Here is a 23,878-nt window from a genome sequence, read left to right as displayed (position 1 = left end):
CGTGATCAGCCGGCCCGGCCGGCAGCGTCGGGGTCCGTGCAGGTGGCCGGGCTTCGCTGCGCCGCATCGTCGGCAGCGGGGTCCGCGGCCGCGAGCCCGGCGGCGGCGAGGCCGGCGACGCGGCCCAGGCCGACCGCCGCGAGCAGGCCGTTGCCCGACAGATAGCCACTCGCCTGCGATCCCGAAACACCGCAGGCGGCGCCGCCGGCCGCGAACAGGTTCGGCAGTGCCGTGCCGTCCGGCCGCAGCACCCGCGCGTCGGTGTCGACGACGAGGCCGCCCTGGGTGTGCAGCAGCGCGCCGGTGACCTTGACGGCCCGGTAGGGCGGCGCCAGCGGCGGCGTGCGCGCGACGTCGCGGCCGAAGGCGTCGGGCACGCCGGCGGCGCGGGCCGCCTCCACGGCCGCCAGCGTCGCGGCGAGCGCCGTGGCCGGCGCGCCGATCCGGTCCGCCAGCTCGGGGATCGTCGCCGCGCTCAGCACGGCCCCGGCCCGCTCGGCCTGGCGGAAGTCCTCGAAGCCGCGGGCGGTCGCGGCGATGCGCTCGTCGAAGATCGTGAAGGCGATGCCGTCCGGCTGCGCCACCACGGCGGCGGCCTGCTCGGAATAGCCCACTGCCTCGTCGGCGAAGCGGCGGCCGTCGCGGTTCACCTGAATGCCGCCCTGGGTGATCGTCGCCCAGGTGATCTGGATGCCGTGCGGATGCGCGATCGCCCCGTGGCCCTGGTGCCCGGAGAGATGGCGCGTCGCGGCGCCGAGCGCCTCGCCCCACACGAGCGCATCGCCCTGGTTGCCGGCATGGCCGAAAAACGTCGCCCCGGCGAGCGCCGGGATGTGGCGCTCGACCAGCGCCCTGTTGCCGCCGTAGCCGCTGCAGGCCAGCACCAGCGCGCCGCAGCCGACCGCGTCCGTCGTCCCGTCCGGCCGCACGATGCCGACGCCGCGCACGCGCCCGTCCGGATCGGCATGGAGCGTCGCCACCCGCGCCTGCGTGAGGATCTCGACGCCGGCCGCCTCGGCCGCGGCGGCGAGCCGCTCGATCAGCTCGGTGCCCGAGCGGCTCGGCAGGCCGTGCATCCGGAACGTGGAGTGGCCCGGATAGAGGAACTCGGTGATCACGTCGAACGGCAGGCCGTGGGCGTCGGCGAGCCATTCGAGCGTCGGCCCGATCGTCTCGGCGAGATGCGTCACCAGGGCCGGATCGGGCTCGCGCTGCGCCTTCGCCAGGATGTCGGCGGCGAACAGCTCGACCGTGTCGACGATGCCGGCCTTCGCCTGCCAGCGCGTCGCCGGCGCCGGGATCAGCCCGGCCGACATGGCGGTGGAGCCGCGCGGCACCGGGTCGCGCTCCAGCACCAGCACGTCGGCGCCCTCCGCCCGGGCCGACAGCGCGGCGACGAGGCCGGCGGCGCCGGCCCCGATCACCACCACCGGCATCTCGACCTCGAAACGCGTGCTGGACGCCGGCCGGACGCTCATGGCCCGGCCTCGGAGCGGATCTCCTCGAGCACCTGCGCGACGGTGGCGATGCGGGCGACGGGCCGCAGCGCCTCGACGGCGGTCCGGTGCACGGCGGGCGAGAAGGCGGCGCAGCCATCCTCCAGCACGGCGAGCTCGAAGTCCCGGACATGGGCGTCGCGCACCGTCGAGGCGACGCCGCCATTGGTGACGATGCCGCAGACGATCAGCCGCTCGATGCCGACCTTGCGCAGCACCCATTCGAGCCGGGTCATGTAGAAGGCCGAATAGGCGATCTTCTCGACCGAGAAGTCGGCCGGCTGCAGCTCGTCGACCAGCCGGTGGCCCCACGCGCCGGGCAGGAAGTCGCCCTTCGCCAGGAACGGCCGCAGCTGGCGCAGATGCGGCGAGATCAGAGGCTCGCCGGCGCGGCCCGGCACCAGGGTGAACTGGGTCGAGACGACGAGGCCGCCGGCGGCCCGCAGCGCCGCGGCGAGCGGCCGGATGCGGGCCGGCAGCGCGGCGATCTCCGGCACCCCCTGCCCGGCCCGGCCATAGGCGCCGTCCGGATGCAGGAAGTCGTTCTGCAGGTCGACGATCAGCAGCGCGGTCCTCTCGACCGGCACGGCGGCGACGCTCACGGCTGCCCCTCCTTGCGCTCGACGATCACGTTGCCGAGCCGGTCGACACGGGCGACCAGATCGGGATCGATCACGGTCGTGGCGTCGGGCTGCTCCAGCACGGCCGGGCCCGGCACCACGGTGCCGACCGGCAGATCGAGCCGCGCGTAGATCGCGGTCTCGTGCCAGCCGCCGGCGAACCACACCGGCCGGGTGCCCTGCCGGGCCCGTTCGACAGACGCCTCCGGCCCGGGCGCCAGCGCGGCGAGATCGAAGCGCGGCCGCCGGCCGATCGCGGCGGTGCGCAGGTTGACGATCTTCACCGGCACGTCCGGCAGCAGCCGGCTGAACGAGGCCTGATAGGCGCGGTCGAACGCGTCGCGGATCAGCCCGGCCGAGACGCCCGTGGTGCCGTCCGCGACCGCCACCGGCAGCGGCACCGCCACCGTGTGGGTCTGGCCGAGATAGTGCATGTCGAGCTCGAAGACGAGGTCGATGCGCTCCATGGCGAGCCCGGCGTCCTCGACCACGGCCCGCGCCGCGGCCGCCTCGGCGACCATGCGGCGGTCGAGGGCCGCGGCGTCGAGACCGGCCAGCATCAGGTTGACGGTCTGCACCTGGTCGTGGCGGATGTCGGCGATGACGCAGCCGAGCGCCGAGGTGACGCCCGGATAGCGTGGGACCAGTGCGCCCTTGAGGCCGACGTCCTTGATCAGGGCGCCGACGTGCAGGGCGCCGCCGCCGCCGAACGGCACCGCGACGAACCGGCCCGGATCGTGGCCGCGCTCGATCGAGACGAGGCGGATGGCGCCCGCCATCTTGGCGTCGGCGACCCGCACGATCGCCTCCGCGGCCGCGTGAGCGTCGAGGCCGAGCGGGATACCGACGTCGCGGAGGATCGCCGCCTTCGCCGCCTCGACATCGAGCGAGGCGAGCTTGCCGCCGATCGGCCGCGCCGCGTTGATGCGGCCGAGCACGACGTTGGCGTCGGTGAGGGTCGGCCGGTCCCCGCCCTGGCCGTAGCACACCGGCCCGGGCCGCGAGCCGGCGCTGTGCGGGCCGACCTGCAGGAGCCCGCCGGCGTCGACATGGGCGATCGAGCCGCCGCCGGCGCCGATCGTGGTGATCTCGATCATCGGCGTGCGCACGACGAGACCGAAGTCGATGGTGGTCTGCGGGGCGAGCGCGGTCTCGCCGCCGACCACCAGCGACACGTCGAACGAGGTGCCGCCGAGATCGCCCGTGATCACGTCCGGAAAGCCGGCGGCGCGGGCGATCGCCGCGGCGGCGATGACGCCGGCGGCCGGACCGGACAGCGCGGTGCGCACCGGCAGGCGGCGCGCCGTCGCCGTCGACATGATGCCGCCGTTCGACTGCACGATGTGGAAGCGCCCGGCGAATCCGCCGGCCTGCAGGGCGCCGTCGAGCTTCTCCAGATAGCTGCCGACAACCGGCTGCAGATAGGCGTTGAGGGCGGTCGTCGAGGTGCGCTCGAACTCGCGGATCTCGGGCAGGATCTGGCTCGAGCAGGCGATGTTGGCGTTCGGCCATGCCGCGGCGGCCGCGGCGAGTGCCGCCTGCTCGTTGGCCGGATTGGCGTAGGCGTTGATGAACACGATGGCGAGCGCCTGTGCGCCCTTGGCGGCGAGCGCCTGCGCGGCCGCCATCACCTCCTCGGGATCGATCGCCGTCACCACGGTGCCGTCGGCATGGGTGCGCTCGGCCACCTCGAGCCTGAGATCGCGATCGACCACCGGCTCGAAGTCTCCCCACAGGCCCCAGGTGTGGCGGCGGTCGCGCCGCCGCATCTCCAGCACGTCGCGGAAGCCGCGCGACGTGATCAGGCCGATGCGGGCGCCCTTGCGCTCCAGGAGCGCGTTGGTGCCGACCGTGGTGCCATGGACGATCGAGGAAAGCTCCGACACCGGTCCGAAGGTCGTGAGGCCGCCCATGAACCCGACCGCCTCGTCGCCGCGGTTCGACGGCACCTTGGCGGTGCGGAAGCGACGCTCCGCCTCGTCGTAGAAGAACAGATCCGTGAAGGTGCCGCCCACGTCGACGCCGACGGTCCGGCCGAGAGCCTCGATCACGCCGCTTCTCCTTCGCGTTGGTCACGACCCGCCGGGCCGCCCGGCAGCCCACCCGCCGCGATCCGCCCGTCGGCGTCGACGACGACGCCGTACTGCGCCAAGGCGGCCGCCGGTGCGAGCAGGCCGAACCGCACGTCGCGGGCGACGCGGTCCGGGTCGCGGGCCGCCGGATCGCCCCACCCTCCTCCACCGGGCGTCTCCAGCCGCACGCGCTGGCCGGCCCGGATCGTCACGTCGGTGACCTTGGAGACCATCGGGGGCGAGCGCTCGCCGTCGTCGGTCTGCCAGTGGAACAGGTTCAGCGCCGCCGGGCCGCCGCCGACGACGCCGAACGGCGCGACCTTACCGCGCTCGCCGAGCAGCGACACCTGGGCGTCCGAGAGCACCTCGATCTCGTAGACGGCACCGAAGCCGCCGCGATGGGCGCCGGGCCCGGCGCTGTCGGGCCGCAGCGCCCACTGGGTGAACTTCACCGGATAGGCGGCCTCCAGGATCTCGAGCGGCGGGATCGTCGCGGTCGAGATCGGGTTGTTGGCGTGGTTGAGCCCGTCGCTCTGCGGGTTGCCGCCGAGGCCGCCGCCGAAGAACGAGAACATCACCCAGCGGCTGCCGTCCGCACGGTGACCGGCGATCGACAGCGCGTTGATGGTGCCGAACGGGCCGGCCGTGGCGCGCGCCGGGTCGGCCTGCGCGAGCGCGCCGAAAACCACGCCGATCAGGCGCAGGATCGTCTCGGTGTAGCCGGCGACCGGCTTCGGCGCCTTGGCGCCGAGCAGCGTCGTGTCGGGAATCACGAAGTCGATCGGCCGCAGACAGCCGGCATTGGCCGGCACCTCGACGAAGACGTGCTTGAGCGCCACGTAGCAGGCCGCCACCGTGGTGGCGCGCGAGATGTTGATCGGGCCCTGCGGCGGCGGTGACGAGCGCGAGAAGTCGAGCACCATGGTGCCGTCGCGGATCGTCAGGTCGAGCGCGATGACGAGCCGCTCGTCCTTGATCCCGTCATTGTCCAAGAAGTCCTCGAACGTGTAGGTGCCGTCCGGCAGCGAGCGCAGGGCGGCCCGCATCAGCGCCTCGGCGCGGTCCGAGAAGGCGTCGAAGGCGGCCGTCACGGTCGCGTCGCCGTACTCGTCGAGCAGCGCATGGAAGCGTCGTTCGCCCAGATCGAGGGCGTTGAGCTGGCCATTGAGGTCGCCCCAGTTGGACAGCGGCACCCGCGTGTTGGCGGCCAGGATGTCGAGGACGTCCTGGTTCATGGCGCCGGCCGTGATCAGCTTGACGGGCGGGAAGCGGACGCCCTCCTGGAAGCACTCGGTCGCCTTCGGATTGTAGCCGCCCGGCACGTTGCCGCCGATGTCGAGCCAGTGGCCGACCGAGGCGAGCCAGCAGAACAGTCTTCCTCCCCGGAACACCGGCCGCACCAGGCGGAAATCGTTCAGGTGGGTGCCGCCGTCATAGGGATCGTTGAACAGGAAGGTGTCGCCGGGCGCGAGGCCGCCGCGCTTCGCCACGAGATCGATCACCGACTTCACGGCGAACGCCATGGCGCCGACGAAGATGGGCAGGCCCTTGGTGCCCTGCACCAGCGTGTCGCCGGTCTCGGCGTGATAGAGGCCGTGGCAGGCGTCGCGCGCCTCGGCGATGATCGGGTTGAAGGCCGAGCGGTAGAGCGTCGCGTCCATCTCGTCGGCGATCTGCTCCAGCCGGCCGCCGAGCACCGCGAGGGTGACGGGATCGATGGCGGTCACGCAGCGGTCTCCTCGGTGGTGCCGGACGGGTCTCGGCGGAAGCGGTCGTAGCCGGCGCCGAGCGCCAGCATCTCGGGCGTGCCGATCAGCGCGTTGAGCTCGCCGAAGTCGAACATGCGGTCGCGGAACGGCGCGTTGGAGCCGGCGGCGGCGAGCGAGCCGTAATAGGCCTGGGCGGTGCGGGCGATGGCCCGCACGATGCCCCCCGGGAAGATGACGATGCGGAAGCCGAGCGCGCCGAGCTCGGCGGCCGGCATCAGCGGCGTGTCGCCACCCTCCACCATGTTGGCGAGCAGCGGCCGGACGCCGCCGAGCACCCCGACCAGCCGCTCGAGCTGGTCGCGCGACCGTGGCGCCTCGACGAACAGCACGTCGGCGCCGGCCTCGGCGTAGAGCCGCGCCCGCTCGACCGCACGCTCGAAGCCTTCGACGGCGACGGCGTCGGTGCGGGCGACGATCAGCGTGTCGGCGCTCGACCGCGCGTCGACGGCCGCCTTCACCTTGCCGGCCATCTCGGCCGCGGAGATCAGCGTCTTGTCGCGCAGATGGCCGCAGCGCTTGGGGAACGCCTGGTCCTCGAGCTGGATCGCGGCGGCGCCGGCCCGCTCGAACGACCGCACCGTGCGCTGCACGTTGAGGGCGTTGCCGTACCCGTTGTCGGCGTCGACGATCAGCGGCGTCGGCACCCGGTCGCGCACCAGCGCGATCACCTCGGCGACCTCCGGCATGCCGACCAGCCCGATGTCGGGCCGGCCGAGCCGGGTGTAGGCGATCGCCGCGCCGGAGAGGTACAGCGCCTCGAAGCCGGCCGCGGCGGCCAGCGAGGCGGTGAGCGCGTCGTAGACGCCGGGCGCGACGACCGCCGCGCCGATGTCGAGCCGCTGCTTCAGGGTCATGGTTTCTGTCCTGCTTGTTCGGCCCCGGCGACTCTTGCGGTCCCTCCCCCCTCGTGGGGGAGAGACAGGGAGGGGGGTGAGCCCCACCCGCAGGCGCCAACGGCCACTCGCCTCCCCACCCCTCCCCCACAAGGGGGGAGGGAGCAGGCCGGGGATCTCGGCTGAGTCTTCGTCCACACGGTCTGGTCCTCACAACCCCAGATAGATGCGGCGGAGATCCGGATCGGCGGCGACCTCCCGGGCGGCGCCCGAGAGGGCGACGACGCCGTTCTCGATCACATAGGCGCGCGCCGCGATCTCCAGCGACTGCACCACGTTCTGTTCGACCAGCATGATGGCGAGGCCCTCCCGGTTGAGGCGCTTGATCAGCTCGAACATCTCCTCGACCAGGAGCGGCGACAGGCCGAGCGACGGCTCGTCGAGAATCAGCAGCCGCGGCTCGCCCATCAGCCCACGGCCGATGGCGAGCATCTGCTGCTCGCCGCCCGACAGCGTGCCGGCGAGCTGGGACGCCCGCTCGCGCAGGCGCGGGAACGTCGTGAACACCCGCTCGAGATTGGCGGCCCGGTTCGCCCGGCCGCGGCGGTAGCAGCCGAGCTCGAGGTTCTCGATCACGCTCATGTTCGGGAAGATCCGTCGCCCCTCCGGGACATGGATCAGGCCGGCCTCGACGATCCGCCTGTCGGCGAGACGATCGATGCGGACGCCGTCGAAGCGGATCTCGCCGCCGCGCGCCGGCAGCACGCCGGACAGCACGGTGTTGAGCGTCGTCTTGCCGACGCCGTTGGCGCCGAGCACGGCGACGATCTCGCCCTCGTCGACCCGCAGGTCTATGCCGCGCAGCACCGTGGTGCCGCCGTAGCCGGCCTCCAGGCCCTCAACCTCGAGCATGGACGCCTCCGGCGGCGATGCGGGCGGCGGCGCCGTGCCCCAGATAGGCCTCGATCACCTGCGGCTCGGCACATACGTGCTGCGGCGTGCCGGCGGCGACGAGCCTGCCTTGCGCGATCACGTAGACGGTCTCGCAGAGGTTCATCACCGCCTGCATGATGTGCTCGATCATGAAGATCGTCACGCCGTCGTCGCGGATCGCGCGCAGCACCGGGATCATGTCGCGCACCTCGGACGGGTTGAGGCCGGCCAAGACCTCGTCGAGCAGCAGGAGGCGCGGCTCGGTCGCGAGCGCGCGCGCCACCTCGAGCCGCTTGCGGCCAGCGACGGTCAGGGCCGCGGCCGGCTTGTCGAGCTCGTGCGAGAGGCCGACACGCTCGGCAACGGCGGCGGCGCGGTCCATCGCGTCGGCGCGACGGGCGTGGCGCAGATAGGCGCCGACCGCGATGTTCTCGTGCACCGAGAGCCCGGCGAAGGGCTGGGTGATCTGGAAGGTGCGGGCGATGCCGCGCCGCGCGCGCCGGTAGGGCGGCTCGTCGGTCAGGTCGGCGCCGTCGAGCAGGACGCGCCCGCCGGTCGGGTGCAAGAAGCCGGCCAGCATGGCGAAGACCGTGGTCTTGCCGGCGCCGTTCGGGCCGATCAGCCCGGTGAGCGAGCCTTCGGCGACGGCGAGCGACACTTCGTCGACGGCGACGAGGCCGGAGAATTTCTTGGTGAGGCCTTCGGCGACCAGCATGTCAGGCCTCCACCGCGGGCCGGCGGCCGCGCGCGATGGTGCGCAGGCGGCCGGCGAGCCGCGCGAGGCCGCCCATCAGGCCGCCGGGCAGGAAGGCGATGACGAGGATCAGCACCACGCCGAAGACGACGAGATCGATGCCCGGCACGCTGCCGGCGATGCCCTTGGTCGCCTCGCCGAGCCCGTGCAGCGCCAGCGCCCCGATCAGCGGCCCGAACACCGTGCCGGCGCCGCCGACCAGCGGCGCCAGCAGCGCCTCGACCGAGATCCAGGGGCCGTAGGCGATGGTCGCGTCGATGAACAGGAAGTACTGCGCGTAGAGGCAGCCGGCGAGCGCCGTGAGGGCGGCCGACAGCGCGATGGCGCCGAGCTTCACCCGCATGGGATCGACGCCGAGCGCCTCGGCGGCCTGCTCGTTCTCGCGCACCGCGATCAGATGCGCGCCGAAGCGCGAGCGGGTCAGCCAGGTGGAGATGACGAGACCGAGGCCGACGAAGCCGAGCACCAGCATGCAGGTGATGCGGCGATCGGCGAACTGCAGGGTCGCGACGCCGGGCTCGAGCCTGATCAGCAGGCCGGCCGCGCCGCCCGTGAACCCGGCTGCGTTGGCGACGACGCGAAACACCTCGGCGAAAGCGAGCGTCACCAGCGCGAAGTACGAGCCGCGCAGCCCGGACCGGAACGACAGGAACCCGACGAACAGCCCGACCGCGACGCCGGCGGCGACGCCGCAGACGAGGCCGACCCAGGCGTTGACCCCGAGCTGCACCTGCAGGATCGCGGTCGCGTAGGCGCCGGTGCCGAAGAACGCGGCGTGGCCGAACGAGTACTGGCCGCCGAAGCCGCCGAGAATGTTCCAGCCCTGCGCGGCGAGCGCGACGATCAGCATGTAGACGAGGAAGTTCAGCGTCGCGTTGGAGACGCCGAGCCACGGCACCACGGCGAACACCGCGACGACGAGGAGCGGGCGCAGAAGGTCGGTCGCGGTCATACGCGCGCTCCGAACAGGCCGGTGGGCCGCACGAGCAGGACCACGATGAAGATGAGGAAGATGCCGAGTTGGCCGAGGCTGTCGCCGAGATAGAGGCTCGACAGGCTCTCGACCGCGCCGATGAGCAGCCCGCCGAGCAGGGCGCCGACCACCGAGCCCATCCCGCCCAGCACCACGATGGTGAAGGCGACCAGCACGAAGGCGCCGCCGATGCGCGGATTGACGTAGAAGGTCGGCATCAGCAGGCTCGCGGCGACCGCGAGGCAGACGCAGCCGATGCCGAACGTCACCGCGTAGACGTGGTCGACGTCGATGCCGACGAGGCGCGCACCGGTCTTCTCGCGGGCGACCGCGCGGATCGCCTTGCCGATGTCGGTGCGGTTGAGGACCAGCCACAGGAGCGCCGTCATCACGATCGTCACGGCGAATCCGACCAGGCGCGGCTGCGACAGCAGCAGCGGTCCGATCGACACCACCTCGAGGGCGTAGTCGGTGGCGACCGTGCGGGTGTCGGACTTGAAGCCGGCGAGCAACGCGTTCTCCAGCACGATGGCGAGGCCGAGCGTCACCAGGAGGATGTTGCCGTCGTCGTGCCGGCTCGCCGGGCCGATCACGAGCCGCTGCATGCCGTAGCCGAGGCCGAACATCAGCGGGCCGACGACCAGCACGGCCGCGTAGGGGTCGATGCCGAGCCACGCCCACGCCGCCCACACCATGAACATGGCGCAGGTGAGCAGCGCGCCGTGCGCGAAGTTGATGATGTGCAGCACGCCGTAGACGAGCGTGAGGCCGAGCGCGACGAGCGCGTAGACGCCGCCGGTCAGCAGGCCGTTCAGCACGGCCTCGAGCACGATCTCGGTCGAGTACATCGGCCTCCGCCGTCGCGCGGGGTGGGGCGGCGGAGCGAGGCTCCGCCGCGGGGCATGTCGGGGCGGCGAGGTCGCCGCGCGCGGGATCAGGCCTTCAGCGGGAAGACCGGCTTCACCTGGGCGAAGGCGTCCGGATAGATCACCTTCACGTCGTTGTCCTGGATCTGGGTGTTTAGCGGCAGCGCGCTGACGTTCTGGCCCTCGACGAACTTCGAGCGGCCGTAGGGCATCACGCCGCTGCCGAAATCGCGGCTCGACAGGACCTCGAGGATCTTGGCCGACTCGACGCTGCCCGCCGCCTCGATCGCCTCCGCCATCAACGTCACGGCCGAGTAGTTGAGCGGCACATTGTAGACGTAGGACTTGCCGGCCGCCTCGGTGCGCCTGCGGATCTCCGCGGAGCGCGGGTTCTTCGGATCGTGCCAGTGGTTGCAGTCGATGATGCCGTCGGCGGCCTGCGGAAACTCCTTGACGAAGCGCAGGCTCGAGGCGGCGCCGCCGAAGATCGCGTAGATCGCCTTCGGCCGGATGCGCTGCTGCTGCATGGTGCGCGCGAGCAGCACGAACTCGCCGTAGTAGTTCGACGGGATGACGAGGTCGGGCTTGAGCGAGCGGATGCGCAGCGCGATGTTCGACATGTCGCGCGCCGGTGTCGGGTGCGAGATCGTCTCCAGCACCTCGAAGCCGAGCTTGGGCAGCTCGGTGCCGAGCAGCTTGGCGAGGCCGGAGCCGAACAGGCCGTCCTCGTGCACGATCACCACGGTCTTGGCGGGCTTGCCGGCCGCGTCGTTGAGGGTGACGAGGTTCTTCAGCGCGACCGAGGTCGCCATGCTGAAGCTCGGCGCCATGCGGAAGGTGTTCTTGAGGCCGCGCGTGGTGATCGAGTCGGCGACGCCGACATCGACCAGATACGGCAGGTCGTAGCGGGCCGCCGCCTGGGTCGCGGTCATGCACAGGCCGCTGCCGAAGCCGCCGACGATCGCCGCGACCTTCTCGCCCTGCAGCCGCTCGACCTCCTGGGCCGCGGCCTCGGGGTTCGACCGGTTGTCGGCGAACACCATCTCGATCCTGGCGCCGCCGAGCGCCTTCAGGCCGCCGGCCGCGTTGATGTCGGCGATCGCCAGCTCGGCGCCGAGGCGGCCGAGCTCGCCGGCCTCGGCGAGCGCGCCGGTCACCGGCTGTATGATGCCGAGCTTCACGGCCGGGGCCTGGGCCCGCAGCACCGCCGGTGCCGCGATCAGGGCCGCGCCGGCGGCGCCGGCCTGCAGGAGTGCGCGACGCGAGAGCGAGGCATCGCGCCGGTGGTCGGACGATGTCATGGGCGGGTCCCTTTCTGGCTGGCGGTCCGCTTCGGACGGGAAGGACGAGGCGAGGAGGCAGTCCGGCTCGCCTGCACCACGGTCGGCGTCCACCGGCGGGCGCCGGCGACGTCGGTGCGGACGAAGTCCATCTGGAAGGCGTAGCGGTCGGGCCGGTAGAGCGCGTGCAGGTGCTCGACGCCGCGGCCCGACGGCTCGTAGACGACACGGGTCAGCGAGATCACGGGCGAGCCCGGCGCGAGGTCGAGCGCCGCCGCCGTCTCGGGGCCGACCAGCGTGGCGCTGATCGACTGGGTGGCCCGCTCGGCGACGATGCCGGAGCGCTCCATCAGCTCGAGCAGCGGAATGGTGGCGAGATCGCGCTCCGAATAGGTGAGCCCGATGCGCTCGGGGACGTGGGTGGTCAGATAGGAGAACGGCTGCCCGTCGATCAGCCGCACCCGCACCGAGCGCTGCACCCGCTCGCCCGGCTCCAGGCCGAGCGGCTCGGCGATCGAGGCCGGCGGCGCCACATAGGCGAAGGACAGCAGCTTGACGGCGGTGGCGCGCCCCATCTCGATCAGATTGGAGAGCACGTTGGAGAAGTCGGCGACGATCGGCCGCGACGCCGGCGGATCCTCGACGAAGGTGCCGGAGCCGACCCGGCGCCGCACCAGCCCTTCCTCGGCGAGGAGATCGAGGGCACGGCGCACCGTGACGCGGGAGACGCCGTGCTCCTGCGCCAGCGCCGGCTCGCTCGGCAGCCGGCTGCCCGGCCCCACCGCGCCGGTGACGATGCGGTCGCGCAGCAGCAGATAGAGCCGGCGTGTCTTGAGAAGCTCGACCGCGGCCGTCAAGGCGATGCTCCGGGTTCGGCCGCGCGACCAGCGGCGTTCGGCGGCCGCCGTAGGGGCGCCACCACGGCCTAATTGTATCAAAAAGCAGACAGCTTCTGTCAACGCGGCGACTGCCGATATGACGGGCACGGTCGCCCGGTGCCTGGCCATTTCCTGCGATTATGTGCGCCATCGTGCTCAAAGCTGCGGCGCCTCGCCGCGCCTCGCCAAACAGGATCTGTCCTATCTGTCCGCTCGGATCGGCGCCGGCGCGATGCCCGGGGCCACGCCCCGGGACGCGGCCCGACGTCCCGGGGCCGCCGTGCCAGGACGGTAGGCAGGTCCGGCGGCCTTCGGAATCATCCGAAGGCCCGGCTGCGGACGAACGATGCTAGCCTGTCGAACGAGGGTGTTTCGGGGGGAAGCCGATGCCGCGCGGACCGGGTGGACGTCGCTATTCGTTTCGTCTGCTGGTCAACGATCGGCGGCTCGAGAACGAGCTCGACGGGCGGTTCGCGTCCGACGCCGACGCGGTGCAGGAAGCGCAGTCGATCGCCTTCGAGCTGGTCCGGGCCGACGCCTGGTGGCTGACCGTGAAGGCGACCATCATCGTCTCGGACGATGCCGACAACGAGCTCGCCGTCCCGGTGCGGGAAGGCGCGGAGCATCACCGGCTGAGCGTGTCGACCCGGTCGGACGGCCCGCTGCGACTGTCCTGATCACGCCGTCGGACAGGAACCGGCTCGCGCGCGGGCGAGCGCGCGGAGATGAAGCCTCAAATTCTGTCCCGTCGAGAAGCCTCCGAGGACGCGCGGATCGGCCGGTCGCGCGGGCATTCGCCCCGGCAGCCGGTCAGACGGCCGCAGGTCCGGCAGAAGGCCGGCAGGCGCTCCGACGTGGCGGAACCGAACACGACCTGGGCCGGCGATGCACGATGCCGCGACGCGCTCGAGGGTCGCGGCGTCGATCACGCCGCGACCCAGTCCGCCGCGCTCCGTCCCGTCGGGACGGCCTCCTTCGTGAGGTGAAAGCAAGTAGAAGCGATGCGTGCAGTCGAAACCGCAGTGCGCGCCTGCGGTTTCGCCAACGCATGGACGTCGGGCTCGCCCTGCGCGGCGAGCTTCCATGGCGCGTCGTACGTGTCGGTCACGAGGCGCATGCCGCGACGACCCCCGGCCGGGTCGGCCTTCGCCGCCCGAACGCACATCTCCGTTCGAACGCTAACGCCCCGGATCGCCGCGCAATATGCAGGACCGGACAAACCTGTGGCGCAGGCTGCTCGATGCCGGGCTTGTGATCGGAGCGCGCACCGGAAACGGCTATGCCGATCACCGAGGAATTGTGGTGGAGCGGGCGGCCGTGACGCCGGTTCGGACGATGCCCGGCGGCTCTGCGGCCCACCGCATGATGCATTAGTCAGCTCGGCCTAAACGGATCGCGTCGCCGTGTCCTCGTCGTCGGCCTTCATCGATTTCGCCCGCGCGGTCCGCGAGGCGGAGGTTCGCTTCCTGCTGACCGGGCGCGGCCAGCCCGAATGGTCGGTGCGCAACGGTCTGTGCGGCGACCTCGTGATCCAGCACGGGCGCTGCGGTGCCGGCATGGTGGCCGACGGGCTCGTCGCGCAGCCCGGTGTCGTGATCTTCGTGATGCAGAGCTCGCTCGACCGCCACGCCGTCTCGCTGAACGGCATGCCGGTCGCGCGCCACGGCATCGCGGTGCTGCCGCCGGGCAGTGCGTTCATCTTCAGCAACGCCGTGCCGCACAGCTGGATCTCGGTCACGCTGCCGCTCACCACCGTGACGCCGTCAGAGGCCGACCGGCTCGGTGGCCACACCGAGCAGGCGCGGGCGTCGCTGGTCGCGGCGGACGCCGCCGCGTTCGGGCGGATCCTGAACGCCGTCGCGGCGGCCCCGCTCGGGCCCGGCGCGCAGACGCGACCGGAGCACGCTCACCTCGCCGCCGCGGCGGTGCGTGAGGCGCTGGTCGAAGCGATCGTGACGAGCCTCGGCGGCCCGCGCGAGGCCGCGCCGCACCACCATGGAATCGTCCAGCGGGCCCTGGCGGGCGGCGGCCAGGACGACGCCGCGCCGATGCCGGCGCTCGTCGATCTCTGCGCCGCGGCCGGGGTGTGCGAGCGCACCCTGCGGCGCGCCTTCCGGGCCGTGTACGGCATGCCGCCGGCCCGCTATCTCAAGGTCCGCCAGCTCAACCGCGTGCATGCCGCGCTGCTCGATCCGTTGGCGCGCGGCCGCCTGGTGACCGACGTGCTCACCAGCCACGGCGTCACCGAGTTCGGCCGCTTCGCCATGACCTACCGGACGCTGTTCGGCGAGCTGCCGTCGCAGACGATGCGGCGCCTCGACGGCGCCCTGCGCTGAGGCGGCCGTCGCAGCGCCCGCCGGCGCCACCCCCGCGACTGTTGTCGGTCGGCCACAACCCTGCCGAAACGCCCGCTGCGCGGCGCCCTGGCCGGATCTGCATAGTCGTCGGCGGCGGCCCCGCTACGGTCGACGTTCACGGGGTATGGCCGATCGGGGAGGACGACATGTCCGGAACAGCGCGCCGTCGAGGCATCGCACACCTCGCAGCAGCCGTCGCGGCCGCACTTCTCGCGCTGCCGTCGGGACCGGCCCGGGCCGACGAGGGCGGCATCAGCTTCTGGCTGCCCGGCATCTTCGGCAGCCTCGCGGCGGCACCGCTGCAGCCCGGCTTCTCGCTCACCTCGATCTACTATCACACGACCGTCACGGCCGGCGGCGGCGTCGCCCGCGCCCGCGAGATCGGCGCCGGCCGACTGCCCGTCACGGTCGCGGCCAATGTCGAGGCGAGCCTGACCGGCAAGGCCGACCTCGCCATCGTCATCCCGTCCTACACGTTCGCCTCACCGGTGCTCGGCGGTCAGGCCACCATCGGCCTGATGACGGTGACGGGACGCAACGCCACCTCGATCGACGCATTCCTGAACGCGACCGCGCTCGTCGGCCCGTTCGCGATCTCGGGCTCGCGCTTCTACGGCATCGGCGAGGCCGACACCGGGGTCGGCGACCTCTATCCGCAGTTCACGCTGCGCTGGAACGCCGGCGTCCACAACACCATGGCCTATGTCACGGGCGACATCCCAGTCGGCAGCTACGACCCGAGGAGCATCGCCAATCTCGGCATCGGCCACGGCGCGATCGACGGCGGCTTCGGCTACACCTATTTCAATCCGGCCACCGGGCACGAGTTCTCGGCCGTCGCCGGCCTGACCTACAACTTCGAGAATCCCGACACGCAATACCGGAACGGCGTCGACTTCCATCTCGACTGGGGTGCCTCGCAGTTCGTCACCAGGCAGCTCCAGCTCGGACTCGTCGGCTATCTGTATCAGCAGCTCTCCTGCGACAGCGGCGCCGGCGACCGGGTCGGCTGCTTCGAGTCGCGGGTCATGAGCGTCGGCGCCCAGATCGGCTATGTCGTCCCGATGGGCGAGATCCAGGGCTATCTGAACCTGAAGGCCTACAGGGAGTTCGAGGCCGAGCACCGACCCGAGGGCTGGAACGTGTGGCTCACCCTGGCCCTCACCCCGGCCGCCGCGCCGCCGCCGGCCACCGCGCCGGGCCGACGCCTCGCCCTCAAGTGAGGCCGGGGCGCTACGAGGCGCGGCGCCGAGGGCGGGCCGGCGCCGCCGCCGCGCGGGGCCTCGGATGCGGCGCGGCGCCGGCCGCCGGCATGGCGGTGGCGGCGCGCAGGCGCTCCAGCGCCCAGTCGGTGAACAGCTTCACCTTGGCGAGCTTGGCGCGCTCGGCGCCGGTAACGACGTAGTAGCCGAGCGACGACGGCAGGCGGATGGCGAACGGCTCGACCAGGCGGCCGCGCTCGATGTCGCCCTTGACGACCGAGCTGCGCCCCATCGCGACCCCCAGCCCCTCGATGGCGGTCTGGTAGGACGGATAGAGAAGGTCGCAGGTGATCTCGGCGGCGAAGCTCATGCCGGAGACGCCGGCCTTTTCCAGCCACAGCGGCCAGTCGTCGCGCAGGATCAGCGGCGAGGCGGTGCGGATGACGGTGCAGCGCGCCAGATCCTTGGGCGACGACAGGCCGCGGCCGGCGGCGAGCAGCGACGGCGCACACACCGGGAACAGCTCCTCGGCGCCGATCTTGTGCGCCACCATGCCGGGCCAGTCGGCGCCGGTGCCGTACTGGATCGAGACGTCGTAGTCCTGCGGGTCCATCTCGATCAGCGGCACCAGCGTGCGGACGCGCAGCCCGATGCTCGGATGCCGGTCGATGAAGTCGGCGAGGTTCGGGATCAGGCTCTTGATCGCGAAAGTGCCGAGGCAGGCGACGGTGAGCACGTCGCCGCGCTGGCGGTCGATGGCGCGGTCGGTCGCCACCATCAGCTCGGTGATGACGGCGCGCGCCGAGGTGAGATACTCCTGCCCCGCCTCGGTCAGCCGGATGGCGTTGCCGTCGCGCACGAACAGCTTCAGCCCCAGCATGTCCTCCAGGTTCTTGATCTGGTGGCTCACCGCGCCCTGGGTGAGGTTCAGCTCGGTGGCCGCCTGGGTGAAGCTCAGGTGCCGGGCCGTCGCCTCGAAGGCGCGCAGCCCGGACATCGACGGAAGACGCCGCAACATCGTGACACTCCGCGACGAAGATGGCGGGCCCCTCGGCCGCGCGCGAGCCTTGCATGCATACCGGGGTGTGCACGCGCGGCCCTTCGGACCGGCCGACCCTCCGGTCCGTCGGACCTTCAGATTAGAAAAATTAATGGCCCGCTGAAAAGCTTTCGTTTGTCGGGTCCGGGTCGCGGCGGTCTACTCCCCTCGACACCGCCGTCGCGCATCGCCGCGCCGGCGGCCCGTTCCGCGGCCCGCGCCTCGCCGCTCGGGCCGCGAACCGCGCCGACAAGAGCGCGGATCACAGGGGAGAGAAAACGTGCAGGCCTGCACCGCAGGTCGCGCCGCCGTGCGCGACGGAACCGAGCTGTTCTACCGGATCGACGGAACCGGCCCCGGCCGGGTCGCGCTCGTTCATTCGCTGGCGGCCGATCATGCCTTCTGGGAGCCGGTGGTCGCCCGGCTCGGCGACGCCGCCACCCTCCTCACCTTCGACTGCCGCGGCCACGGCGCCTCCGGCAAGCCGGCCGGCCCCTACACGGTCGAGCAGTTCGGCGACGACCTCGCCGACCTGATGGACCGCGCCGGCTGGCCTTCGGCCGTGGTGGCGGGCGCCTCGATGGGCGGCTGCGTCGCGCTCGCCTTCGCGGCGCGGCACCCGCAGCGGACGAAGGGGCTCGGCCTGATCGACACCACCGCCTGGTACGGCGCCGAGGCGCCGCAGCAATGGGCCGAGCGGGCCGGCAAGGCGAAATCCGACGGTCTCGCCGCGCTGGTCGGCTTCCAGACCACGCGCTGGTTCGGCGACGCCTTCCGGGCCGGTCACCCCGACGTGGTGCAGCACACCGTCGACACCTTCCTGAAGAACGACATCGCCGCCTATGCCGAGACCTGCCGCATGCTCGGCGCCGCCGACCTGCGCGCCGCCCTGCCCGGCATCGCGGTGCCGACCCGCATCGTCGTCGGCGAGGAGGACTACGCGACGCCGCCCGCCATGGCGGAGGCGCTGCACGCCGGCATCGCCGGCTCGACCCTGACGGTCATCGCCGGCGGCCGCCATCTCACCCCGCTCGACAACCCGGACCGCATCGCGGCGGAGCTGCGCATGCTGATCGAGGCCGCCCGATGAAATTCTCCGGTGCGTTCACGGTGCCGGCGCCGCGCGCGGTCGTCTACGACCGGCTCAACGACGCGCAGTTCTTCGCCTCCTGCGTCGACGGCGTGCGCGACCTGGTCGCCGTCGACGACGGGCGCTACACGGCGACGCTGGAGACCCGGATCGCCTACATCAAGTTCAAGTTCGCGGTCGAGGTGAGCTTCGTCGAAAAGGTGGCGCCCGAGCGCATCGTCGCCAGGGCGGAGGGCACGCCGATCGGCGTCGTCGGCCGCCTCACCTCGACGGCCGCGGCGACCCTCTCCGACGCCGCCGACGGCACCGCCGTCGCCTACGAGATCGACGTGGCGCTCGCCGGCAAGCTCGGCAGCATCGGCCAGCCGGTCCTCAAGGCCAAGGCGAAGGACATGGAGAAGTCCTTCGTGAAGAACCTCAACGACAAGTTCGCGGCCGGCGACGCCGGCCAGGGAGGCGACGGCGGCCCGGGCGGCGGTGCCGGCGCCGCGGGATCTGCGACGGAGGCGCGCGCGTGAGAGGATTCGAGCTCGTCCATCCGGGGTCGCTCGCCGAGGCGATCGCGCTCCTCGACACCGACGACGACAGGGTGCGGCCGTTCTCCGGCGGCACCGCCCTGATGCTGATGATGAAGACCGGTGTGTTCCGGCCGAGCCGACTCGTCCATCTCGGCCGCATCGGCGCCGCCCACGCGGCGATCGCGGCGGGCCCGAACGGCGGCCTGCGCATCGGCGCCATGGCGACCCTCACCGCGGTCGAGCACTCGGCGGATGTGATCCGGGTCGCCCCGGTGATCGCCGGCGCGATGAAGCGCCTCGCCAACGTGCGGGTGCGCAACGTCGCCTGCGTCGGCGGCAACCTCGCCCATGGCGACCCCCACATGGACCTGCCGCCCGTGCTGGCGGCGCTCGGCGGCCGCGTCGCGATCGCCGGCCCGCAGGGCACGCGCGAGGTCGCGGTGGAGCACCTGTTCTCCGGCTATTACGAGACCGTGCTCGGGCGCGGCGAGCTGATCACCGAGGTCGAGCTGCCGAGCCAGCGCGGCTGGACCTCGGCCTATCTCAAATGCACGACCCGCTCGGCCGACGACTGGCCGGCGCTCGGCGTCGCGGTGTCGCTGCGCCGCGCCGGCGGCGTGATCGCCGAGGCGCGCCTCGTCGTCTCCGCCGCGACCGAAAAGCTCACTCGCCTCGCCGGCGCCGAGGCCGCCCTCGTCGGCGCCGCCGCCGACGGAACGGCCTTCGCCCGCGCCGCCGACGCCGCCGTGGCGGAGGTCGAGCTGGTCGAGGACGCGCGCGGCTCGGCCGACTACAAGGCCCAGCTCCTGCGCGTCCACCTGAAGCGCGCCCTCGCCCAGGCGGTCAACGACGGAGCCGTGTCATGACCATCCATCGCCCCCTGCCGGCCGGTCAGGTCGGCCGCTCGGTGCCGCGGCTCGAGGCGCGCCGCAAGGTCACGGGCCGCGCCGAGTATGTCCACAATCTGGTCGTCCCCGGCATGCTGCACACCAAGGTCGTGCGCTCGACCGTGCCGCACGGCCGCATTCTGTCGATCGACACCGCGGCCGCCGAGGCGCTGGAGGGCGTCTATCGGGTGGTGACGGCAGACGACATCCGCACCGTCGTGCCGGATCCCTGGTACGGCCCGGCCTTTCACGACCAGCCGGTGCTGGCGATCGACAAGGTCCGCCACGTCGGCGAGCCGGTCGTCGCGGTGCTGGCCGAGGATCCGTATGTCGCGGCCGAGGCGGCCCAACTCGTCGTCGTCGAGTACGAGCCGATGGAGCCGGTGTTCGACGAGATCGAGGCGATGACCTCGACGGCTGTCGTCCACGAGGTGCTGAAGCCGGCCGGCACGTTCCCGGACCTCAAGCACCTGGTCGGCCGGCGCGACACCAACGTCGCGCTCGACTACCGGCTGCGCCGCGGCGACGTCGACGCCGCCTTCGCGGCCGCCGACCGGGTGTTCGAGCACGAGTTCAAGACCCAGCAGGTGATGCACACGCCGCTCGAGCCGATGGTGTCGCTCGCCGAGCCGGGCGACGACGCGCTGACCATTCACACGGCGTCGCAGAGCCCGAGCTTCGTGCGCATCGAGATCGCCCGCCTGCTCGGCTGGCCGGAGAACCGGGTGCGCGTCAAGGTGCCGTATCTGGGCGGCGGCTTCGGCGCCAAGCTCTACATCAAGCTCGAGGCGCTGGTGGCGTGCCTCGCCCTGCTCACGAGGCGGCCGGTGAAGTGGTCGCTCACCATGGAGGAGCAGTTCTACACCATCACCAAGCACGCCAGCACGTTCCGCATCGCAAGCGCGGTCAAGGACGGCCACGTCACCGGGCGGCGCTGCGAGGTGTTCTGGAACGGCGGCGCCTATGCCGACATCGGCCCGCGCGTCACCCAGAAGTCGGGCTTCACGGCGCCGGGCCCCTACGACATCGACAACGTCGCGATCGATTCCTACGCGCTCTACACCAACCGGCCGCCGGCCGGCGCGCTGCGCGGCTTCGGCATCCCGCAGCTCGTCTGGGCCTACGAGAGCCACACCGACCTGATCGCCCGCGGGCTGGGCGTCGATCCGGTCGCGTTCCGCCGCCGCAACATCCTGCGCGAGGGCCGGCCGCAGGCGACCGGCACGGTGCTGCGCGACGCCGCCATCGAAGGCGTGCTGGACGACATCGCCAGACGCATGGACTGGGACAAGCCGTTCGACCGCGGCAGCGGCACGACGCAGCGCGGACGCGGCATCGCGGTCGGTTTCAAGGCGTCGATCGCGCCGACCACCTCGGTCGCCATCGTCAACGTCGCCGCCGACGGCAGCGCCAACCTCTATCTCTCGACCGTCGACATGGGCCAGGGCTCCGACACGGCGATGGCCCAGATCGTCGCCGAGACGCTGGCGCTGCGCACCGAGGACGTGAAGGTCGTCCATCCCGACACCGACGTGACGCCCTACGACATGGCGACGCTCGGCTCGCGCTCGACCTTCCACGCCGGCAACGCCGTCAAGCTCGCCGCCGAGCACGCCCGCGACCAGATCGAGGCGCTGGCCAAGAGCCTCGGCCTGCCGCCCGGCAGCAACTACGGCCCGGCCGACCTGTTCAAGAAGAAGTACGGCATGCAGGCCGGCAACATCATCGGGGTCGGCACCTACATCCCGGACTACAAGTCCCCGGCCCCCGAGACCGGCCTCTCCGACAACGTGACGCCGTTCTGGATGGTCGGAGGCACCGGGGTCGAGATCGAGGTCGACACCGAGACCGGGCACGTGCGGATCCTGCGCATGGTCAACGCCTGCGACGTCGGCCGGCCGCTCAACCCGAAGATCGTCGAGACCCAGATCTCCGGCGCGGCGCTGATGCAGCTCGGCTTCACCATGTTCGAAAACATGGATCTCGACGGCGGCCAGGTCACCAACGCCTCGCTCGCCGACTACAAGATCCCCGGCATGCACGACGTGCCGGACGAGATCGAGAGCCTGATCACCGAGGCCGAGCAGCACAGCGGCCCCTATGGCGCCAAGGGAGTCGGCGAGAGCGCCACGTTCGGCGTGTCGCCGGCGATCGCCAACGCCATCCACGATGCCGTCGGCATCCGCCTCACCGCCCTGCCCCTGTCGCCCGAGGCGGTGTTCCGGGCGCTGCGCGAGGCGGAGGGCAACACGGGCACGGACGCCAAATGAGAGCATCCGTCATTCCGGGTTCGCGCCTTCGGCGCGCCCCGGAATGACGGCCCAGGATGTAACGCCCTTTCAGGAGTCCCGATCACCATGGACGCGTCCGAGACCGCCAGGACAATCAGGTTCACGCTCAACGGCCGGCCCGTGACGACGACGGTGGAGAGCCATCTCGATCTCGTCGACCTGCTGCGCCGGCTCGATCATTTCGGGGCGCGCGAAAGCTGCGGCCAGGGCCTGTGCGGCTGCTGCACCGTGCTGGTCGACGGCGTCGCGATGTCGGGCTGCCTGACGCTGGCCCAGCTCGTCGACGGCAGGCGCGTCGACGCCGTCGAGGGTCTCGACCGAGGCGGCGCGCTCAGCCCGGTGCAGCAGGCCTTCATCGACGAGGGCGCCTTCCAGTGCGGCTTCTGCACGCCGGGCTTCGTGCTGATGACGCACCAGCTGCTGGAGCGCAACCCGAACCCGAGCGAGGGCGAGATCCGCGACTTCCTGGCCGGCAATCTGTGCCGCTGCGCCGCCTATCCCGAGATCATACGCGCCGTGAAGAGCGCGGCCTCCCGCATGCGCGCCTCCGCGGCGGCATGATGCGATCCCCACAATCAAAAAAGGCGAGGAGACGACCGTGACGGTGCAACCGACGACGCTCGGCACTTCCGGCGAAGGCCCCTGGTACAGGAGCCTCGATCGCCGCCAGTGGAACACGCTGCTGGCCGCCAATCTGGGCTGGCTGTTCGACGGCTTCGAGAACTACGCGCTGATTCTCACGGCCGGGCCGGCGATGCGCCAGCTCCTCGATCCGTCGCTGCACGCGCAAATTCCGTTCTACATCGGCACCGTCATCGCCATCAATCTGCTCGGCTGGGGCATCGGCGGCATGCTGGGCGGCATCGCGGCCGACTACATCGGCCGCAAGCGGATGATGGTCCTCGCCATCCTGGCCTATTCGGTGATGACCGGCCTGTCGGCGGTCGCCTGGGACTGGTGGTCCTTCGCGATCCTGCGCTTCCTGGTCGGCATCGCGGTCGGCTCGGAGTGGGCGACCGGCTCCTCCATGATGGCCGAGATGTGGCCCGATCGCGCCCGCGGCAAGGGCGCCGGGCTGATGCAGTGCGGGCTCGGCATCGGCTTCTTCATCGCCTCGCTGGTGTGGCTGTTCGTCGCCCCGCTCGGCCCCGACTCGTGGCGCTGGATGTACCTGATCGGCGTCCTGCCGGCACTGGTGACGCTGTGGATCCGCCGCTCGATTCCGGAATCGGAGCGGTGGGAGGCGGCGAACAGCCGCCGCGCCGCCGCCAAGGCGAGCCGCCGCGCCGGCGCCCGCCTGTCGGCCGGCGAGGAGCAGCTCACCAAGTTCACGCTGCACGACCTGTTCACCGACCGCGAGACGCGCGGTCGCACCGTGATCGTGTTCCTGATGTCGCTCACCACCACGGTCGGCTTCTGGAGCATCTCGACCTGGGTGCCGCCCTTCGTCGGGTCGACGGCCCAGCAGGCCGGCCTGCAGGCGGCCCAGTGGGCGAGCTACGCCGGCATGGCCTACACGGCCGGCTCGATCACCGGATACGTGGCGTTCGGCTTCCTGGCCGACGCGCTCGGCCGCAAGGTCGTCACCATGGCGTTCTTCGCCATCGCGCTGGCGCTGACGCCGCTACTGTTCTTCGGCACCACCGACCTGAAGCTGCTGCTCCTGTTCGCCTACCTGAACGCGATCTTCTCCAACGGCCAGTACACCTGGATGCCGGTGTGGCTGCCCGAGCTCTACCCGACCCGCATGCGGGCGACGGCGCTCGCCTTCGCGTTCAACGCGCCCCGCTTCATCGCCTTCCTGGGGCCGCTGCTCGCCGGCAGCATGATCGTCGCGTTCGGCGGCTTCGGAAAGGCCGCCATGGTGCTGGCCTCGATCTACCTGCTCGGCCTCGCGGTGGCGCCGTTCCTGCCAGAGACCAGGGGCAAGCCGCTGCCGGAGTGAGAACGAGTGCGTTAACATCGGCCTCGGTCATTCCGGGGCGCTGCGAAGCGGCGAGCCCGGAATCCATGCACACGG

General features: G+C 71.8%; 21 protein-coding genes. 9 read left to right on the top strand and 12 right to left on the bottom strand.

Annotation, left to right across the window (positions count from 1 at the left end):
* Window positions 1-5: 5 nt before the first annotated feature.
* The 11 genes from J2S22_RS01855 to J2S22_RS01805 all read right to left on the bottom strand — a co-directional run bounded on the left by J2S22_RS01855 (window position 6) and on the right by J2S22_RS01805 (window position 12,453).
* The gene (locus J2S22_RS01855; protein ID WP_272776049.1) at window positions 6-1,478 is read right to left on the bottom strand and encodes an FAD-dependent oxidoreductase; all 1,473 of its coding nucleotides are present in this window, start codon (window positions 1,476-1,478) and stop codon (window positions 6-8) included.
* The gene (locus tag J2S22_RS01850) at window positions 1,475-2,098 is read right to left on the bottom strand and encodes a cysteine hydrolase family protein (protein WP_272776048.1); all 624 of its coding nucleotides are present in this window, start codon (window positions 2,096-2,098) and stop codon (window positions 1,475-1,477) included. Before J2S22_RS01850 ends, J2S22_RS01855 begins: the two co-directional genes overlap by 4 nt.
* Complete coding sequence (locus J2S22_RS01845) at window positions 2,095-4,164, bottom strand: hydantoinase/oxoprolinase family protein (RefSeq protein WP_272776162.1); 2,070 nt, start codon at window positions 4,162-4,164, stop codon at window positions 2,095-2,097. Before J2S22_RS01845 ends, J2S22_RS01850 begins: the two co-directional genes overlap by 4 nt.
* Complete coding sequence (locus J2S22_RS01840; RefSeq protein ID WP_272776047.1) at window positions 4,164-5,915, bottom strand: hydantoinase B/oxoprolinase family protein; 1,752 nt, start codon at window positions 5,913-5,915, stop codon at window positions 4,164-4,166. The genes J2S22_RS01845 and J2S22_RS01840 overlap by 1 nt, the downstream gene beginning before the upstream one ends.
* On the bottom strand, window positions 5,912-6,811 hold the full coding sequence (locus J2S22_RS01835) for an isocitrate lyase/PEP mutase family protein (RefSeq protein WP_272776046.1): 900 nt from the start codon (window positions 6,809-6,811) through the stop codon (window positions 5,912-5,914). The genes J2S22_RS01840 and J2S22_RS01835 overlap by 4 nt, the downstream gene beginning before the upstream one ends.
* 189 nt (window positions 6,812-7,000) lie before the next feature.
* A complete protein-coding gene (locus J2S22_RS01830) occupies window positions 7,001-7,702 on the bottom strand; it encodes an ABC transporter ATP-binding protein (protein WP_272776045.1) in 702 nt (233 codons plus the stop codon).
* Window positions 7,689-8,438: an ABC transporter ATP-binding protein gene (locus J2S22_RS01825; RefSeq protein ID WP_272776044.1), complete on the bottom strand. Its 750-nt coding sequence runs from the start codon at window positions 8,436-8,438 to the stop codon at window positions 7,689-7,691. Before J2S22_RS01825 ends, J2S22_RS01830 begins: the two co-directional genes overlap by 14 nt.
* A 1-nt stretch (window position 8,439) precedes the next feature.
* Window positions 8,440-9,429 carry a branched-chain amino acid ABC transporter permease gene (locus J2S22_RS01820; protein WP_272776043.1) on the bottom strand — a complete coding sequence of 330 codons (990 nt, stop codon included), beginning with the start codon at window positions 9,427-9,429 and terminating at the stop codon, window positions 8,440-8,442.
* Window positions 9,426-10,298 carry a branched-chain amino acid ABC transporter permease gene (locus J2S22_RS01815; RefSeq protein WP_272776042.1) on the bottom strand — a complete coding sequence of 291 codons (873 nt, stop codon included), beginning with the start codon at window positions 10,296-10,298 and terminating at the stop codon, window positions 9,426-9,428. Before J2S22_RS01815 ends, J2S22_RS01820 begins: the two co-directional genes overlap by 4 nt.
* Before the next feature lie 86 nt (window positions 10,299-10,384).
* Complete coding sequence (locus J2S22_RS01810) at window positions 10,385-11,617, bottom strand: ABC transporter substrate-binding protein (RefSeq protein WP_272776041.1); 1,233 nt, start codon at window positions 11,615-11,617, stop codon at window positions 10,385-10,387.
* Window positions 11,614-12,453: a GntR family transcriptional regulator gene (locus J2S22_RS01805; RefSeq protein ID WP_272776040.1), complete on the bottom strand. Its 840-nt coding sequence runs from the start codon at window positions 12,451-12,453 to the stop codon at window positions 11,614-11,616. The genes J2S22_RS01810 and J2S22_RS01805 overlap by 4 nt, the downstream gene beginning before the upstream one ends.
* Before the next feature lie 407 nt (window positions 12,454-12,860).
* On the opposite strand from J2S22_RS01805, the gene J2S22_RS01800 reads away from it, so the two are divergent.
* From J2S22_RS01800 to J2S22_RS01790, 3 genes are all read left to right on the top strand, one after another.
* Window positions 12,861-13,151 (top strand): hypothetical protein, encoded by a 291-nt coding sequence (locus tag J2S22_RS01800; protein WP_272776039.1) that lies wholly within the window; start codon window positions 12,861-12,863, stop codon window positions 13,149-13,151.
* 726 nt (window positions 13,152-13,877) lie between these two features.
* Complete coding sequence (locus tag J2S22_RS01795; RefSeq protein ID WP_272776038.1) at window positions 13,878-14,810, top strand: AraC family transcriptional regulator; 933 nt, start codon at window positions 13,878-13,880, stop codon at window positions 14,808-14,810.
* A 167-nt stretch (window positions 14,811-14,977) separates the two neighbouring features.
* Window positions 14,978-16,054 (top strand): SphA family protein, encoded by a 1,077-nt coding sequence (locus J2S22_RS01790; protein WP_272776037.1) that lies wholly within the window; start codon window positions 14,978-14,980, stop codon window positions 16,052-16,054.
* Between the two features lie 10 nt (window positions 16,055-16,064).
* Here the strand turns inward: J2S22_RS01790 and gcvA are convergent, their stop codons facing one another.
* Window positions 16,065-17,051, bottom strand: coding sequence for a transcriptional regulator GcvA (gcvA, locus tag J2S22_RS01785; protein ID WP_272776036.1), 987 nt, complete (start codon window positions 17,049-17,051; stop codon window positions 16,065-16,067).
* A 301-nt stretch (window positions 17,052-17,352) separates the two neighbouring features.
* Here gcvA and J2S22_RS01780 point away from each other — a divergent pair, with 301 nt between their 5' ends.
* The 6 genes from J2S22_RS01780 (at window position 17,353) to J2S22_RS01755 (ending at window position 23,803) form a co-directional block, all read left to right on the top strand.
* On the top strand, window positions 17,353-18,162 hold the full coding sequence (locus J2S22_RS01780; protein ID WP_272776035.1) for an alpha/beta fold hydrolase: 810 nt from the start codon (window positions 17,353-17,355) through the stop codon (window positions 18,160-18,162).
* On the top strand, window positions 18,159-18,680 hold the full coding sequence (locus tag J2S22_RS01775; RefSeq protein WP_272776034.1) for an SRPBCC family protein: 522 nt from the start codon (window positions 18,159-18,161) through the stop codon (window positions 18,678-18,680). The genes J2S22_RS01780 and J2S22_RS01775 overlap by 4 nt, the downstream gene beginning before the upstream one ends.
* Window positions 18,677-19,546, top strand: coding sequence for an FAD binding domain-containing protein (locus tag J2S22_RS01770; protein ID WP_272776033.1), 870 nt, complete (start codon window positions 18,677-18,679; stop codon window positions 19,544-19,546). Before J2S22_RS01775 ends, J2S22_RS01770 begins: the two co-directional genes overlap by 4 nt.
* Entirely contained in the window at window positions 19,543-21,837 is a 2,295-nt protein-coding gene (locus J2S22_RS01765; protein ID WP_272776032.1) for a xanthine dehydrogenase family protein molybdopterin-binding subunit, read from the top strand. The genes J2S22_RS01770 and J2S22_RS01765 overlap by 4 nt, the downstream gene beginning before the upstream one ends.
* A gap of 87 nt (window positions 21,838-21,924) precedes the next feature.
* Window positions 21,925-22,419: a (2Fe-2S)-binding protein gene (locus tag J2S22_RS01760; protein WP_272776031.1), complete on the top strand. Its 495-nt coding sequence runs from the start codon at window positions 21,925-21,927 to the stop codon at window positions 22,417-22,419.
* Window positions 22,420-22,456: 37 nt separating this feature from the next.
* The gene (locus tag J2S22_RS01755; RefSeq protein WP_272776030.1) at window positions 22,457-23,803 is read left to right on the top strand and encodes an MFS transporter; all 1,347 of its coding nucleotides are present in this window, start codon (window positions 22,457-22,459) and stop codon (window positions 23,801-23,803) included.
* Window positions 23,804-23,878: the final 75 nt, after the last annotated feature.

Source organism: Rhodoplanes tepidamans (assembly GCF_030813915.1).
Lineage (GTDB): Bacteria > Pseudomonadota > Alphaproteobacteria > Rhizobiales > Xanthobacteraceae > Rhodoplanes > Rhodoplanes tepidamans.
The sequence above is the reverse complement of the archived record's forward strand: the minus strand, read 5'-3'. Positions and strand labels throughout refer to the sequence as shown.